At 68.1% G+C, this 14,406-nt stretch carries 16 protein-coding genes, 4 tRNA genes and 1 riboswitch; of the genes, 11 read left to right on the top strand and 9 right to left on the bottom strand.

Features of this window, described 5'->3' with window-relative positions:
• Positions 1–72: 72 nt before the first annotated feature.
• The 7 genes from DWQ67_RS04265 to DWQ67_RS04235 all read right to left on the bottom strand — a co-directional run bounded on the left by DWQ67_RS04265 (position 73) and on the right by DWQ67_RS04235 (position 6,302).
• Positions 73–336, bottom strand: a complete 264-nt coding sequence (locus DWQ67_RS04265; protein WP_121484357.1) for a phosphoribosyl-ATP diphosphatase — start codon at positions 334–336, stop codon at positions 73–75.
• 126 nt (positions 337–462) lie between these two features.
• Positions 463–1,179 carry a nicotinamide riboside transporter PnuC gene (gene pnuC / locus DWQ67_RS04260; RefSeq protein WP_121484356.1) on the bottom strand — a complete coding sequence of 239 codons (717 nt, stop codon included), beginning with the start codon at positions 1,177–1,179 and terminating at the stop codon, positions 463–465.
• A 114-nt stretch (positions 1,180–1,293) separates the two neighbouring features.
• A riboswitch (FMN riboswitch) is annotated at positions 1,294–1,432 on the bottom strand.
• Between the two features lie 76 nt (positions 1,433–1,508).
• A complete protein-coding gene (rpe, locus tag DWQ67_RS04255) occupies positions 1,509–2,174 on the bottom strand; it encodes a ribulose-phosphate 3-epimerase (protein ID WP_267899643.1) in 666 nt (221 codons plus the stop codon).
• Positions 2,175–2,203: 29 nt separating this feature from the next.
• A complete protein-coding gene (locus tag DWQ67_RS04250; protein WP_121484355.1) occupies positions 2,204–3,781 on the bottom strand; it encodes an RsmB/NOP family class I SAM-dependent RNA methyltransferase in 1,578 nt (525 codons plus the stop codon).
• A complete protein-coding gene (gene fmt, locus DWQ67_RS04245) occupies positions 3,778–4,710 on the bottom strand; it encodes a methionyl-tRNA formyltransferase (RefSeq protein WP_121484354.1) in 933 nt (310 codons plus the stop codon). The genes DWQ67_RS04250 and fmt overlap by 4 nt, the downstream gene beginning before the upstream one ends.
• A complete protein-coding gene (def, locus tag DWQ67_RS04240; protein ID WP_121484353.1) occupies positions 4,707–5,303 on the bottom strand; it encodes a peptide deformylase in 597 nt (198 codons plus the stop codon). The genes fmt and def overlap by 4 nt, the downstream gene beginning before the upstream one ends.
• A gap of 153 nt (positions 5,304–5,456) precedes the next feature.
• Positions 5,457–6,302: a cytochrome gene (locus DWQ67_RS04235; RefSeq protein ID WP_121484352.1), complete on the bottom strand. Its 846-nt coding sequence runs from the start codon at positions 6,300–6,302 to the stop codon at positions 5,457–5,459.
• Between the two features lie 266 nt (positions 6,303–6,568).
• Here DWQ67_RS04235 and DWQ67_RS04230 point away from each other — a divergent pair.
• The 5 genes from DWQ67_RS04230 (at position 6,569) to DWQ67_RS04210 (ending at position 7,410) form a co-directional block, all read left to right on the top strand.
• Positions 6,569–6,642: transfer RNA gene (locus DWQ67_RS04230), tRNA-Gly, on the top strand.
• 50 nt (positions 6,643–6,692) lie between these two features.
• Positions 6,693–6,763: transfer RNA gene (locus DWQ67_RS04225), tRNA-Cys, on the top strand.
• Positions 6,764–6,796: 33 nt separating this feature from the next.
• Positions 6,797–6,868 (top strand) — tRNA-Val (locus DWQ67_RS04220).
• Positions 6,869–6,904: 36 nt separating this feature from the next.
• Positions 6,905–6,981: transfer RNA gene (locus tag DWQ67_RS04215), tRNA-Gly, on the top strand.
• A 189-nt stretch (positions 6,982–7,170) separates the two neighbouring features.
• Positions 7,171–7,410 (top strand): antitoxin, encoded by a 240-nt coding sequence (locus DWQ67_RS04210; protein WP_121484571.1) that lies wholly within the window; start codon positions 7,171–7,173, stop codon positions 7,408–7,410.
• 124 nt (positions 7,411–7,534) lie between these two features.
• Here DWQ67_RS04210 and zapE read toward each other — a convergent pair whose 3' ends face one another.
• Complete coding sequence (gene zapE, locus DWQ67_RS04205) at positions 7,535–8,575, bottom strand: cell division protein ZapE (protein ID WP_121484351.1); 1,041 nt, start codon at positions 8,573–8,575, stop codon at positions 7,535–7,537.
• A gap of 196 nt (positions 8,576–8,771) precedes the next feature.
• Here zapE and DWQ67_RS04200 point away from each other — a divergent pair, with 196 nt between their 5' ends.
• From DWQ67_RS04200 to DWQ67_RS04185, 4 genes are all read left to right on the top strand, one after another.
• The gene (locus DWQ67_RS04200) at positions 8,772–9,677 is read left to right on the top strand and encodes a sulfurtransferase (RefSeq protein ID WP_121484350.1); all 906 of its coding nucleotides are present in this window, start codon (positions 8,772–8,774) and stop codon (positions 9,675–9,677) included.
• Entirely contained in the window at positions 9,674–10,105 is a 432-nt protein-coding gene (locus DWQ67_RS04195; RefSeq protein WP_121484349.1) for a SufE family protein, read from the top strand. The genes DWQ67_RS04200 and DWQ67_RS04195 overlap by 4 nt, the downstream gene beginning before the upstream one ends.
• Before the next feature lie 96 nt (positions 10,106–10,201).
• Positions 10,202–10,705 carry a Cys-tRNA(Pro) deacylase gene (gene ybaK / locus DWQ67_RS04190; protein WP_121484348.1) on the top strand — a complete coding sequence of 168 codons (504 nt, stop codon included), beginning with the start codon at positions 10,202–10,204 and terminating at the stop codon, positions 10,703–10,705.
• Positions 10,702–11,289 (top strand): hypothetical protein, encoded by a 588-nt coding sequence (locus tag DWQ67_RS04185; protein ID WP_121484347.1) that lies wholly within the window; start codon positions 10,702–10,704, stop codon positions 11,287–11,289. The genes ybaK and DWQ67_RS04185 overlap by 4 nt, the downstream gene beginning before the upstream one ends.
• A 7-nt stretch (positions 11,290–11,296) precedes the next feature.
• On the opposite strand, the gene DWQ67_RS04180 is transcribed toward DWQ67_RS04185, so the two are convergent.
• A complete protein-coding gene (locus DWQ67_RS04180; RefSeq protein ID WP_121484346.1) occupies positions 11,297–12,547 on the bottom strand; it encodes an alpha/beta hydrolase family protein in 1,251 nt (416 codons plus the stop codon).
• 136 nt (positions 12,548–12,683) lie between these two features.
• On the opposite strand from DWQ67_RS04180, the gene DWQ67_RS04175 reads away from it, so the two are divergent.
• Both DWQ67_RS04175 and DWQ67_RS04170 read left to right on the top strand, forming a co-directional pair.
• Positions 12,684–13,736, top strand: a complete 1,053-nt coding sequence (locus DWQ67_RS04175; protein ID WP_233555901.1) for a threonine aldolase family protein — start codon at positions 12,684–12,686, stop codon at positions 13,734–13,736.
• A 54-nt stretch (positions 13,737–13,790) separates the two neighbouring features.
• A complete protein-coding gene (locus DWQ67_RS04170) occupies positions 13,791–14,387 on the top strand; it encodes a DUF3000 domain-containing protein (RefSeq protein ID WP_233555900.1) in 597 nt (198 codons plus the stop codon).
• Positions 14,388–14,406: the final 19 nt, after the last annotated feature.

Genomic DNA, 14,406 nt, shown 5'->3' with positions numbered 1-14,406 from the left:
TGTGCGCCGCTGGGCGCACGTCGTGGAGGGGGCGGGGGCGGCCGCTGCGGACGCACGGGGCGTCGGTAGCGGCTACAGGTGCTTGTATACGTCCTGCAGAGAGATGCCCTTGGCGAGCATCATGACCTGCAGGTGGTACAGCAGCTGGGACATCTCCGCAGCGGCCTCGTCGAGGCTCTCATGCTCGGAGGCCATCCAGACCTCGGCCGCTTCCTCAACAATTTTCTTGCCGATGAAGTGGACACCGGCATCAAGCTCCGCGACAGTGCCGGAGCCCTCGGGGCGTTCCTGCGCCTTGGCGGAGAGCTCCGCAAAAAGCGATTCGAAGGTTTTCACGTGCCTCAGAGTACCGCCGTGCCGGCTCCGGGCCCGCACTCATGACGACGTGACCTGCGCTACCCAGACGCCAAGGCCCGCGAGCGGGTGCTCACGGGCCATGGCGATGGGTCATGCGGGGAGGCATCAGTTCTCGGGGCGGTTGGCCCCCACTCGTGGGTCAAGGTGGCGGGTCTCCACGCTTGGCTTGGCGTGATGTTGCGCCCGGGCCCAGACGATGAACCCGACCACGGTGAAGCAGCCGTAGAAGAGGTACATGAACCCCGTGGCGTAGTAGCCGGCGCTGAACAGCAGCGGCACCCCCACCACGTCAACGGCCACCCAGATGAGCCAGAACTCCGTCCACCCCTTGGCCATCCCGTAGGTGGCCAGCAGCGATCCCACAAACGTCCAGGCGTCCGCCCAGACGGGATCGTAGGAGCCAAGCAGCTTGAAGAGCGGGGTCAGGGCCACGGTGCCGATCACCAACACCAGCACCAGGCCAAGGCGCGTGGGCCAGGAGGCCCAGCGGGGCACCACTGCGGTGCCGCCCTCGTTCTTGGACCGCTTCCACTGCACCCATCCGTAGACGGATACGGCGATGAACATGATTTGGCGTCCGGCTTGCCCCAGCAGGGACGGCGCCGAGCTATCCGGGCTCAGGATGGAGCTCAGGAAGACGGTCAACAGCAGCAGATTGCCGATGATGCCGACGGGCCAGGCCCAGATTTTGCGTCGCATTCCGCCCAGCGCGCTGGCCAGGCCAAAGACGTTGCCCACCACCTCTCGCACCAGCAGCGCTTGGCCGCCTGGCAGGGTGATGTATGAATTGAAGGCGTCAGTGAGCCATCGCAGAAAATCCATTGTTCTCCTCTCGAAACCGCGATGGCTCCGGGGGGAACGCAGACACTAACGGTGCCGGCATGCGCGCTCGACGACGTGAGGTCGCCAGCGCATGCCGACACGGCTTGCGCCGCATCCGTGCTTCTCCCATCCAGACTTTGACTGTCGGTACCGGAATTTCACCAGTTCAACCGCACGTTGCCTCGTGAGAGGCGGTCTGCGGGTCGCGGACTATCACCGCCGGTTCGGAATTTCACCGACCCCGGAGCACGTAAATGTGTACGCACATCACACCACCTGATCCGGCCCGTGGGAAATCCGGGGTGCGGCGTGCGACGCAACGTGACGCCCTACCGTGCGGCGTGGCGCAGCCCCTCAATCGCCGCCGCGACGTCCTCCGCGCCATACACCGAGGAACCGGCCACAAAGGTGTCCGCCCCAGCATCCGCTGCCATGCGGATGGTCTGAGTGGTCACGCCTCCGTCCACCTGCAGCGCCACCGTGCCGCCCGCGGCGTCGATCGCCGCACGCGCCCGCCGAATCTTGGGGACCACAACTTCCAGGAACGCCTGACCGCCAAAGCCGGGCTCCACCGTCATCAGCAACAGCATGTCCAGCTCGGGGAGCAGGTCAAGGAACGGCTCCACCGGGGTGGCCGGGCGCAGGGCCATGGCGGACTTGGAGCCCAGCTCACGCAGGGTCCGCGCCAGCTTGATGGGGGCCGCGGCCGCCTCGGCATGGAACGTCACGGACGCCGCCCCCGCCTCCGCGTAGGCCGGCGCCCAGCGGTCCGGATCCGCGATCATCAGGTGAACGTCAAGGGGAATCGGGGAGACTCGCTGCACCCCCTGCACAATCGGCAACCCCAGCGTCAGGTTCGGCACAAAGTGGTTATCCATGACGTCCACGTGCACCGCATCAGCCGTTGAGATGGCCTGCAGTTCCGCCTCCAGCCGCATGAAGTCCGCGGAGAGGATGCTGGGATGAATGGCACAGGGACGGGCTGCGTGGCTCACAAAAACTCCTGGGGTCCGGCGGGAAGGGATCAGACGCGCGTGAACAGCGCCATAAACATGGCGTCCGTGCCCTGCGCGTCCGGGAAGAGCTGCACCGTGGATCCGGTGCTTGAGCCGATCATCGCATCGGCGGGACGTGTGGCACCCACCGTGTCCGGCCAGGCCACCGAGTCCACCACGGAACCGGTGTCCATGAGCCGTGCCTGCGGGCGGCGGTGCAACAGGTCCTCCACCACGGCCAGCGTCTCCGCGGCGTGCGGGGTGCACGTGACATAGGCCAGCACGCCTCCGGGTCGCAGGGCGTCAAAGGCTGAGAGCAGCAGCTCACCTTGGAGTTTGGTCAGCGCGGGGATGTCAGAGGGCTGCTTGCGCCAACGGGCCTCGGGGCGCCGACGCAACGCGCCAAGGCCGGAGCACGGGGCGTCCAGCATGATGCGATCGAAACGCGCCGGCGCCTCCTGCGCGTAGCGGCGCCCGTCTCCCACCTCAATGTGCCAGGCGTCCTGCGGCACGGCCTTGAGACCCTGGGTCACGAGCTGGGCGCGGTGTGGCGCCACCTCGTTGGCCTCCAGGTGCGCACCCCGATCCGCGGCGATGGCAGCCAACAGGGCCGCCTTACCGCCGGGACCCGCGCACAGATCCAGCCACGCGGCGTCGGGCCCGCCCTGCGGAAGTTCCGCGGCGGCCAACGCCCGGGCCACCAGCTGCGACCCGGCATCCTGGACCCGCACGGTGCCCTCTGCCACGCCTGGAAGCCGGCCGGGGTCACCGCCAAGGCCGCTCAGCCAGGCCCCCGGCACCAGATCGGAGGGCTCCGCGCCGGCCTCAGCCAACGCATCCGGATCCCCCAAGCCGGGAAGGGAGACCAGGTTCACGGTCGGCGCGGCGTTATCCGCCGCCAGGAGCCCGGGAAGATCCTCTGCGGAGCGCCCGTGCACCACCAGTGACTGCTTCAGCGCGCGCACAATCCACGCGGGGTGTGAGGTGAGGATGGACAGGGCCTCCATCTCATCCGCGGCGCCCTCCACCACCAACGCATCCCACTCCTGCGGGGTGCGCTCGCTCACGCGGCGAAGCACGGCGTTCACAAAACCGCCGGCTCCTGCGCCGATGAGGTCACGCGTGAGCGCGACGGTTGCGTCCAGCGCCGCGTGCGCCGGCACGCGCATCTGCAGCAGCTGGTAGGCGCCCAAACGCAGGGCGTCCACGACCGGGGCATCCACCCGCGCCAGCGGCCGATCAATGCAGCGGCTGAGGATCGCGTCAAGGCGCCCACGCTCGCGCAGCGCGCCGTAGGTCAGCTCCGTGGCAAAGCCTGCGTCGCGCCGGTCCAACTGGTGCCGCCGGATGGCGGCCGGGAGCGCCAGGTTCGCGTAGGCGTCGTTCTCCTCCACCGCGCGCAGCACCTCAAAGGCCGTTGCTCGCGCGGGGTCTGCGGTGCGCGAGCGAGTCCCGGGGGCCATGGCGCCAAACTGGCGCTCTCCCCCGCCCTGCCCGCGGTGGCGCTGGCGGCCTTGCTCATCGCGGCGGTCCGAGCCGCCCTGCCCGCGCCCGCCCCGCTTTGCCTTGTTCTGACCGCCGCCGCGTCGTTCGTCGTTCCCGCTCATCCCAGCAACACCTTGTCCTCGCTTTGGAGGCCACGCGCCCAATCGGCGGCCCTCATCATCTTTTTGCCTGCTGGCTGCACCTCGGTGAGAGCCACGGCGTGAGAGCCGGTGCCGACCAGCACCCGCCCGTTTTTGCCCGGTTCCACCCACACCGTGCCCGGCGAAAGGTGGTCCACGAGCGGTTCCTCCTCCACGCGGGCCAGTTTGAGCACCGCCTCGCTGATCTCGGTGAAAGCACCAGGCTCCGGTGTGGTGCCGGCGATGCGACCCCTCACGGCGCGGGCGGGCTGGGTCCAGTCCACCCGCCCGTCCTCCCGCCCCAGTTTGGGGGCCAGCGTGGGCTCTCCCGTCTGGGGAATCGGAACCACCTGTCCGGAGACATAGCCGGCCACGGCCTGCGAGAGCAGCTCGGATCCGGCGTGGGCCAGGCGGTCAAGAAGGGTTCCGGTGGTGTCCTTGTCCCGAACAGCCTCCGTCATCATGCCCAGCACCGGGCCGGTATCCAGGCCCTCCTCCAGGACAAAGACGGACGCCCCCGTGATGTCGGCGCAACGGATCAGGGCGTGCTGGACCGGTGCGGCGCCGCGGAGTTCCGGAAGCAAAGAGAAATGCAGGTTCACCCATCCGTGGGGAACGCCGTCCAGGGTGCGGCGCGGGATCAGCCCGCCGTAGGCCACGACCACTGCGAGGTCCGCACCGGCGGAGACCAGCGCGGTGTGCGTGGCGTCGTCGATCTTGGATGACTTGATGAGGGCGAGCCCCAGCTCCTGCGCCACCTGTGCCACGGGCGACGGCGTGAGGACGCGTTTGCGTCCAAGCGGCGCATCCGGGCGGGTCAGGACCGCAACGATCTCGTGGCCGTCCGCCACCAGCCTGCGCAGGGCCGGGACCGCCGTGACCGGGGTGCCGGCAAAAATGAGGCGGCTCATCGGCGAGCACCCGTGCCAAAGGCGCCGCCCACGGCGCCACCAAAGGCAGAGCCCACGGCGAAGGAACGCTCGGCCTCGACGCCAGCGGCGTGCTGGGCAAAGCGGCCGTCCCGGATGGAGGCCCAGGCGCGCTTGCGCGTCTCCCCCTTCAACTGATCCACGTAGAGGATTCCGTTGAGGTGGTCCGTCTCATGCTGGAAGCAGCGAGCCAGCAACCCCTCGCCCTCCAAGCTGAGCGGTTCGCCGTGCTCGTCCTGGCCGCGAAGGGATACCCGCGCAGCACGGGGCAGGGCAAAGGAGAGTCCGGGCACGGAGAGGCAGCCCTCGGAACCGGGATCCGGTTCAAGGTCCCGGGCCGGGGCAAGGTCAAGCACGGGATTGCACACCGTGCCGCGCTGATCTCCCACGTGGTAGGTGAAGACGCGCAGGCCCACCCCCACCTGCGGGCCGGCGAGTCCCACGCCGTCCACCTCGTCCATGGTCTGGTGCATGTCCGCACACAGCCGCCGGAAGGCGTCGTCAAAGCGGGTCACGGGCTCGGCCGGGGTGCGCAACACGGGGTCGCCCACCAGGCGAACGGCCAGGATCGTCACTGGCGGGTCCTCCTGCAAGGAATGGGGAACAGCCCCGTTCGGGGCATCGGCCCCATTCTACGGTGAGCGGCCGCCCGGGGCCTGCTTGGCAGATCCAGCGCGTGGGCAGCACTCGGGCCGCTGCTGGTTCTCACGGCGAACGCTGCGTGGTGGCTACGAGCCAGCCGGCGGTGGCACGGGCCGCAGGGCCGGCCCAAGCGAGGCCAGCTGATGCCCGGATTCCCAGACCTGGCGCAGGGCCCAAAAACGGCGCCAGTAGGCAGGTAAAACGGCCGGTTCCGCGCGTTGCGTCAGCACCTCCGTCTCACCCAAGGCCACCCCAAGCAGCATGGCGTCCTTGGGGTAGGGCCACGCCTCCCAGGTGCCCTTCTCCGCATCCACCAGCCGCTCCTGAGCCTGGACGCCTGCGGCGAGCTGCATCACCACCTTGGGATCCAGTGGCTTCACCCGCCCGTCCCTGGTGGTGCCCTTGGTCTTGTAGTCAATGAGACACACGCGCCCGCCAATCTCCGCGACCAGGTCCAGGGTGCCTGCGTACCCCACCTCGGCGTTCCAGACGGTGACCTCGGGGTCCAACGGGCGCACCCCGTAGCCATCCCACCAGTCGTCAAAGCGGTCCGCGAAGGCACCCTCCCCGTGCTCCTTGAGCAACTCCCTGTGCCCTGCGACGTCATGTGGGCGGCCCAGCGTGCGCAGCGCCATCTGCTCCGCGTAGGAGTGCACCCGATCCCCCCGCGCCGCCGCGTCATCGCGGAAGCGTTCAGCCGCACCGGTGGCCTGGCGGGCGATGGCCCGCAGCTGGGCCGGCTGGCCCATGGCCTGCGGGAGCCGGTCATCAGCTACCACTGCTGTGGCGGCCATGTGGGCCGCCCAGCCGCTCAGGTCCGTGTTGCCCTGCCCTATCACTGTGGTGATGGAGGGGACCTCTGGCAGCCCGCCCAAGGTGCGGGAGTACATCCGTCCAAAATCGGTGCTGTGGGCTAGCTGCGGTTGGGTCATGGATTCATCCTGTCACGGGGCCCCGACACCCCGCTGGCGGGCTCCTTGCCCACTGGATTCTGCCCCGCATCTTGTACCGGCCGTGTCCCCGCAGATTCCGCGCCAATCGGCGCAAGCGGCCGCTATCGCCAAGGCATCGCCACGTTCCCCAATGAGGGAGGCACCGATTTGGAGGAAGTCTGCGCCGTGGGCTAGAGTCTTCACTCGTTGGATCGAAGCGATTGGGACACCGGTAACTCCGGTGAAACGGCGCAGCAATCCATCATGCGGACATAGCTCAGCTGGCTAGAGCGCCACCTTGCCAAGGTGGAGGTCGCGGGTTCGAATCCCGTTGTCCGCTCGCAATCCACTTGCTGCCCGGCTTGCCGGGCACCGTGTTTACACGGAAATGGTGGGGTGGCCGAGAGGCGAGGCAGCGGCCTGCAAAGCCGTATACGCGGGTTCGAATCCCGTCCCCACCTCGTGGTTTGAGGATTGCACAGCCTGATGTTTAGGCGCGATTAGCGCAGCGGTAGCGCGCTTCCCTGACACGGAAGAGGTCACTGGTTCGATCCCAGTATCGCGCACGAAAACCCCCGGGTTTTTGGTGTGAGTAGCAACATGCGGACATAGCTCAGCTGGCTAGAGCGCCACCTTGCCAAGGTGGAGGTCGCGGGTTCGAATCCCGTTGTCCGCTCCAAAGTGAAGGGCCCCACTCATTGAGTGGGGCCCTTCTTCGTTGTGGGGCTGGCGATCGCGCTGCCTTGCCGGCGGTGTCAGCCCTCAGCAAACATTGCACGCCGCGGCGCTCAGGGTCTTCACCAGAGGCCCGGCCTGCCCTAAGCTCGTTTCCGAACGGGGTCACGTGTACCCCACCAGCGGAGAGGAGGTGCCTTTGTCTTTCATCGACGGCATTAAGGGCAAGGCCGAGGGACTCGTTGGCCAGGCGCAGGATCTGGTTGCGAAGAACGAGGAGGCCATCAAGGGCGGCATCGAGAAGGCCGGCGACTTCATTGACGACAAGACTGGCGGCAAGTTCGCCGACAAGGTCGACAAGGTGCAAGGCGCCGCTTCCGGTCTGACCGAGAAGATGGCTGGAGAAGACAAGCCGGGCGAGCCCAAGGCCTGATCACCTCCCCCTCCCCCTTGCCCCGGCGCAGCGAGTCACTCGCGGCGTCGTCGTAAGGATGAACAAGGGCCCGGTACCGTCGTGAGACGGGACCGGGCCCTTGCTCCGTGCCTGGGCCACCGGCTCAGCGCTCGGCCACTCCCTGCCCCTCGCGCACCAGCGAGGTGAGGCGGGAGACGGCGCGGTGATACTTCTTCAGGTACCCGCCTGTCATCATCTCCTCCGTGAAGAGCTGATCAAAGGGGAGCCCGGAGGCCAGGATCGGCACGTCCTTGTCATACAGGCGGTCCGCGAGCACCACAAAGCGCAGCGCCGTGGCCTGGTTGGTGACGGTCTCGACGTTGTGCAGCGCCAGCACGTCCGTGCCCTTGAGCATCTGCCGGTAGCGCGAGGGGTGCACCTTGGAGAGGTGGTCCATCAGCGCAGCAAAGTCATCGATCGCGATGGTGGCGTCCGGGTAGCGCTCCTGCGCCACGGCGTCCACCTCGGAATCCGGCAGCGGTGCCGGCGCGTCCGGCAGCCCGCGGTGGCGGAAGTCAACGCCGTCGATCCGCATTGACTCAAACTGATCCGCCAGCACCTGGATCTCGCGCTTGAAGTCCTGCGAGGCGAATCGCCCCTCGCCCAGCGAGCCCGGAAGGGTGTTTGAGGTGGCGGCCAGCTTCACGCCAGCGTCCGCCAGTTCACGCATGAGACGGGACATCAGCACGGTGTCCCCCGGGTCATCCAGCTCAAACTCGTCGATGCAGACCAGGTCGTACCCCTTGAGCACGTCCACGGCCTTGCGGAAGGAGAGCGCGCCGACCAGGTTGGTGTACTCCACGAAGGTGCCAAAGGCGCGCTTGCCGCTGCTGGCGTGCCACAGCGAGGCCAGCAGGTGGGTCTTGCCCACACCAAAGCCGCCGTCCAGGTAGAGCCCGGCTGGTTCCTTGCTCTTTGACTTGCCAAAAAGCTTGCCAAGGAAGCCGCCCCCGGTGCCCTGCCCCACGGAACCGGCAAAACGGCGCAAACGCTCGACGGCGGCCGCTTGGCTCGGTTGGTTGGGGTCCGGGATGTAGGTGTCAAAGGAGACCTCACCGAAGCGGTACGAGGGATGCATCTCCGCGAGGAGCTGGTCGGCGGAGACCTGCGGGGTGATGTCGGTGAGGTGCTGAATCTGAGCCACGAGTCGTGGTTCTCCTTTATCGCGCTGATGCGTGGTGGAGGGCGGACCAGACGATTTTACGCCGATCGCGGACTGTGACCTCACGTGTGCCGCCACACAGCGCGCCGCGGGTCTGGCTACTAGGCTCACAGGGAAGCACCACGCGGGCTGATACCCCGCGGCAGACAGCGGAACGCCCCCGTGGAAAGAAGCCAAGATGAGCAGCGAACAGCCCGACTACACGCAGTACGCGCACCCGGAGCGCCTGGTCTCCACCGAGTGGGTGGCCCAGAATCTTGAGACCCCCGGCGTGGTGATCGTCGAGTCTGATGAGGACGTGCTGCTCTACGAGACCGGGCACCTGCCCGGCGCGGTGAAGTTGGACTGGCACACGGAACTCAATGATCCGGTGCGCCGCGACTATGTGGACGGCGCCGGCCTGGCCGCGCTGCTCTCCTCCAAGGGCATCTCCCGCGAGGACACCATCGTGATCTACGGCGATCGCAGCAACTGGTGGGCCGCGTACGCGCTCTGGGTCCTGTCCCTCTTTGGCCATCAGGACGTGCGCCTCATGGACGGCGGCCGCGACAAGTGGGTGGCAGAGGAACGCGAACTCACGCGCCAGAAGCCGCAGCGCCAGCTCACCGAGTACCCCGTGATTGAGCGAGATGACAGCACGCTGCGGGCCTTCCTTCCTCAGGTCCTGAACCACCTGGGCCAGGGCCCGCTCATCGACGTGCGCTCCGCCCCGGAGTACACGGGTGAGCGCACCCACATGCCGGACTACCCGGAGGAGGGCGCCCTGCGTGGGGGCCACATCCCGACGGCCGCCTCCGTGCCGTGGGCCAAGGCCGTGGCCGCGGATGGCACCTTCCTTCCGCGCGCCGAGCTGGAGGCCGTCTACCTGGATGCCGCGGGCCTCAAGGCCGGCGACGACGTGGTGACGTACTGCCGCATCGGTGAGCGTTCCTCCCACACCTGGTTTGTGTTGCAGCACCTGCTCGGCTTTGAGAACGTGCGCAACTATGACGGCTCCTGGACGGAGTGGGGCAACTCCGTCGGCGTGCCGGTCGCCGTGGGCCCGGACGCCGGGGAACTGAGCACCGTAGGGGCCGCCCGATGAGCCTGCCCGCAGAGCTGGCGGAGATCGCCGAGGACTTCAACGCCATGCCAGAGAATGAGCGCCTTGAGCTGCTGCTGGAGTTCTCTGACAACCTTCCCGAGTTGCCGGCACGCTATGCCGATGCCGACTTGGAGCGGGTGGAGGAGTGCCAGTCCCCCGTGTTCCTGACCGTGGAGGTAGCCCAGGACGGGGACCGCACGGTGGGCGTGTTCATTACGGCCCCGCGTGAGGCCCCCACCACCCGCGGCTTTGCGGGCGTGCTCACCGAGGGTCTGCACGGCCTCAGCGCCGCAGAGGTGCTCGCCGTGCCGGATGACTTCCCGTCCATGCTTGGCCTGACCCGGGCCGTGAGTCCCCTGCGCTTGCGCGGCATGAGCGCCATGCTCGGCCGCATCAAACGGCGCGTGGCCCTCGAGGTCCGGGCCTAGCCTCGCGTTCGTTTCCCGAGGGCGGCCCGCAGCGTGCGGGCCGCCCTCGTCCCCGTGGCACCCGTTCCTGACGCCCCGTCCTGGCACACTGGCCATATGGGTAAGAAGAGCAAGGAAGCCGCGGGAACCCCGGCACTGGTGCTGTTGGAACAGGCCGGAACGGCGCACACGGTGCGCGCCTACCAGCACGACGACGCCGCGACGGACTTTGGCGCGGAGGCGGCACGCGAGCTGGGCGTCAGCGCAGAACGGGTCTTCAAGACGCTGGTGCTTGACGTGGGCAACGGCCGCGATCTGGCGGTGGCCGTCGTGCCGGTGAATGCGAAGCTGGACCTCAAGGCAGCAGCGATCGCGCTTGGCGTGAAGAAGGTCAGCCTGGCGGACAAGCACCTGGCTGCCCAGCGCACCGGCTACGTGCCCGGCGGCATCTCCCCCTTGGGACAAAAGAAGCTGCTCCCCACGGCCCTGGACGCCTCCGCCCTGCGCCTGCCAAGCATCTATGTCTCCGGCGGGCGCCGCGGGCTTGACGTGGAATTGGGCGGGGCAGACCTGGCCCGCCTCACCCACGCCACCGTCGCCGAACTGGCGGTGCGCCCATGAACGCGCCGGCGGCGGCGGCGCGTGACCACGCGGCGTCGGGCATGGATCCTGTGGCTCTGATCCGGTTTATTGCTGGGCTGAAGGACGAGCGCACCCGCCACCCCTTCACCGCGAGCGTGCGGCATGTGGGGCAGGACGGGGAGAGCGCGCACTACCGGCTGGAGATGTGGGTGGATGGCGCCAGCGCGGCCTGCCAGAGCGTGGATGGCGGCTTCTCCATGCGATACACCCCGGCCACGCGTGTGCTGCGCATCCAGGAGGGGCCGGGGCGTGTGCATGAGGAGAGCGACCGGGCCTACCCGGCGGGATTCCCTCCCCTGGCCATGGCCAACCCGCTGCACCTGCCCATCTGGGGCGGGCCAAGCAATTCTGGTACCCCCGCGTCCATCACGCGCATCTCCAGAACGCGTTTTGAGGTGCTCGTGAATGCGCCGGAGGACGGCGGCGCGCCCCAACGGGTGGGGCGCGCGCTCATCGACACGGAACTCATGGCCGCACTGGAGTTCGACTGGTTCGGCTCGCGGTATCTCTTAGAAGAGCCGCGACGCCTGGTCATGCCCCAGTGGGACACGCTGCTGGGCTGAACCGGCCCTACTTGGCGGCCGGGACCATGCCGGGTACGGGGGCGGTGAACACGGACTCAAGCCAGTTCGCCACGGTGTCTTCCCAGCGCGTGGGATCAACGTTCCACTCGCGAACGTGCCCGGCCGTGCGGAAGCGGACCAGCTCCACCACGCGCGGGTTCTTTGCGGCCAACGCGGCGGAGGAGGCAAACGGCACAAAGTCGTCGTCCTCGGAATGCAGGATCAGCGTGGGGACGCGCAACTCCTCCGCGCGGGCCACCCAATCCAGGGCGCGCAGGTCTAGCGGCGCGGTGAGCCCGGTGATGCGCTTGCCGAACGGGTGGGAGAGCAGCCAGGTGCCCAAGCGCCCGGAGACGTAGGGGATCTTGTTGAGCTTGGCCTGGTGATCAAGGATGTCAAACCAGTTCACCGCCGGGCCGTCTAGGACCAGAGCCTGGATGCGCGTGCGGTGCTGGGAGCGGTCCGCCACCTGCAAGGTGATGGAGCCGCCCATGGACCAGCCAAAGAGCACAATGTCCCGCGCGCCGTGCTCAATCGCGTAGGCCATGGCGGAGTCAATGTCTCGCCATTCGGTGGTGCCAAGCCCGTAGCGGCCGTTGTTCACATCCGGGGCCTCGCCGTCGTTGCGGTAGCTAACGATCAGGGAGGTCATGCCGGCGGCGTGAGCGGTCGGGAGGGCGCGGAGGGTTTCCAGGCGCCGCGTTCCGCGACCATGCACCATGATGGCCCACGTGTCCTGGCGGGTGGTCCCTGGAATGAGCCAGGCCGGGGCCTTGCCTGCGGAGACCGGAACCTCCACGTCCTGGTATTCAAGTCCCACATCTGAGGGGAGCAGGTACACGCTGCCACCGATGCGGCCGCGCTTGGCCTTGGACAGCTCGCCCTTGTCCACGGTGATGATGCTGCGCTGGAGCGTTCCATCCACCCCGCGCTTGGTCACCTCACCCAGGCGCGCATGGCCGCGGTCGCCGTCGAACCAGAGGGAGTAAGTGCCGGGCTTGACGCTCTCCTCGGTGACCGGGAGCACCACCTCAAGCCCGTGCGCCGTCTGGATCACGGCGAGGATGTCGATGTCTTCCAGGGGCTCCTTGGCCGGGGTCACCACCTCGCGGGCAAAGAGCGTGGCAAGGCCGCCAATCACGCCGGCTACGGCTGATCCGGCGGCGGCACCGATGCCCAGACCAAGGAAGGTCCAGGCGGTGGGTCCAAGTCCACGTCGGCGGGCGGTCTCGGGCTGGGAATTCGAGCGCTTGGGCATAGCGTCATCCTCTCATTTGATCCTGAACGCTGGGGGTATGTGTAGCAACATCGTTGTTTACTGCTCGACGGCGGCTGGTCGCCTGTGTGCCTCCGTCGGCGCCACAACGTCGCACCCACCGCTTTACGATGAGTGCGTGAACCCCTTGCACCCCGTGAATCGCCACACCTTTGCCTCCGATAACCTCGCGGGGATCCACCCGGAGGTTCTGGCGGCCATTGCCTCCGCGAACGGCGGCCACGTGGACTCCTACGGCGAAGACCCTTACACGGAGCAGCTCCAACAGGTGCTCCGCTCACACTTTGGGCCAGGCGTCACGGCGTTTCCCGTGCTCAACGGCACCGGCGCCAACGTCTTGGCGCTGCAGGCGGTGACCCCACGCTGGGGCGCGGTCCTCACTCCGCACTGCGCCCATATCAACCTGGACGAGGCGGGCGCCCCGGAGCGCAGCGCCGGCCTCAAGATTGTGAGCGTGCCGTCCCCGGACGGCAAGCTGCGACCGGAGCAGATCCACGCCGCGGCCCAGGACCTGGGCAATCAGCACCATGCCCAAGTCACCACGGTGTCCATCTCCAATGTCACTGAGCTCGGCACCGCCTACACGCCACAGGAGACCGCGGCCCTGGCCAAGGCCGCGCATGCTCATGGCATGGCGCTGCACGTGGACGGCTCCCGTCTGGTGCACGCCGCGGAACACCTGGGGGTTGGCCTTGGCCAGCTCACGTCTGGCGCTGGGGTGGACGTGCTGAGCCTGGGCGGCACCAAAAATGGGGCCATGCTCGCGGAGGCGGTTGTGACCTTCACGGAGGCCGGTGCCAACGCCGTGCCGCTGCTGCGCAAGGGGAGCCTGCAGCTGGTCTCCAAGCTGCGCTTCGTCTCCGCCCAGCTCATCGCGCTCTATGGCTCAGAACTGTGGCGCAACAACGCGGCCCACGCCAACCGGCTGGCCGCACGCCTTGGCCAGGAGCTGCAGCAACTGGACGGCGTGGAACTGGCCCAGCCAGTGCAATCCAACGCGGTCTTTGTCTCCCTGCCTCAGGCCATGCTTGAGCCACTGCGCCAGCAGTTCACCTTCCACGGCGCGGGCACCCCCGCCGCCCCCGCGCGGCTCATGTGCGCCTTTGATACGCCCGGCTCCGCCGTGACGGATCTCCTGGCCGCGGCGCGGCTCCTCAGCCAGGCACAGTGAGCCGGAACGGCGTGGTTCCCACGCGGCGTCGACCAGCGACCCTACTCTGGGAGCGTGACGGTAACACGGCAGGGGGTGGGCCTCCCCCGGGACTTCGAAACGGCGCTTGATTCCCTGCGCCGGGCCGCGCTGCGCTCCGAGGTCACCCTGGAAGAGATCCCGGCCCCCACCCGACTGGCCCCCTTCGCCGTGGCACTCTCCGCGGACGTGAGCGGCTCCGTCCTGGCCGGCCAGGAAGAAGAGGAACTGGCCACCGGCCGCTTCATCTTGCTGTATGACCCGCAGGAGCAGCCCGTCTGGGGCGGATCCTTCCGCATCGTGACCTTCCTACGGGCCCAGCTGGATCCGCAGATGGGCAACGACCAAATGCTCGGCTCCGTGGCCTGGACCTGGCTGGTGGACGCGCTGCGTGATCACCACGCGCCGCACACCATGGCCGGGGGCACCGCCACCCGCGTGCTCGGGGAGAACTTTGGGTCCATGGCTGGCAGCGAGGAGCGCATCGATATTGAGCTGCGCGCCTCCTGGACCCCGCTGCATCCCAACGTCACCAGCCACCTGGAGGCCTGGGTGGACATGGTGGCCTCCTTCGCCGGACTGCCGCCGCTCCCGGAGGGCGTGATCCCCCTCCCCCGCGTCCGGCTCACGTAGGCCGCGCCATCGCGGCTAG

Source organism: Galactobacter caseinivorans (assembly GCF_003640665.1).
Taxonomy (GTDB): Bacteria; Actinomycetota; Actinomycetes; order Actinomycetales; family Micrococcaceae; genus Galactobacter; species Galactobacter caseinivorans.
This window is presented reverse-complemented; position numbering and strand designations above follow the sequence as displayed.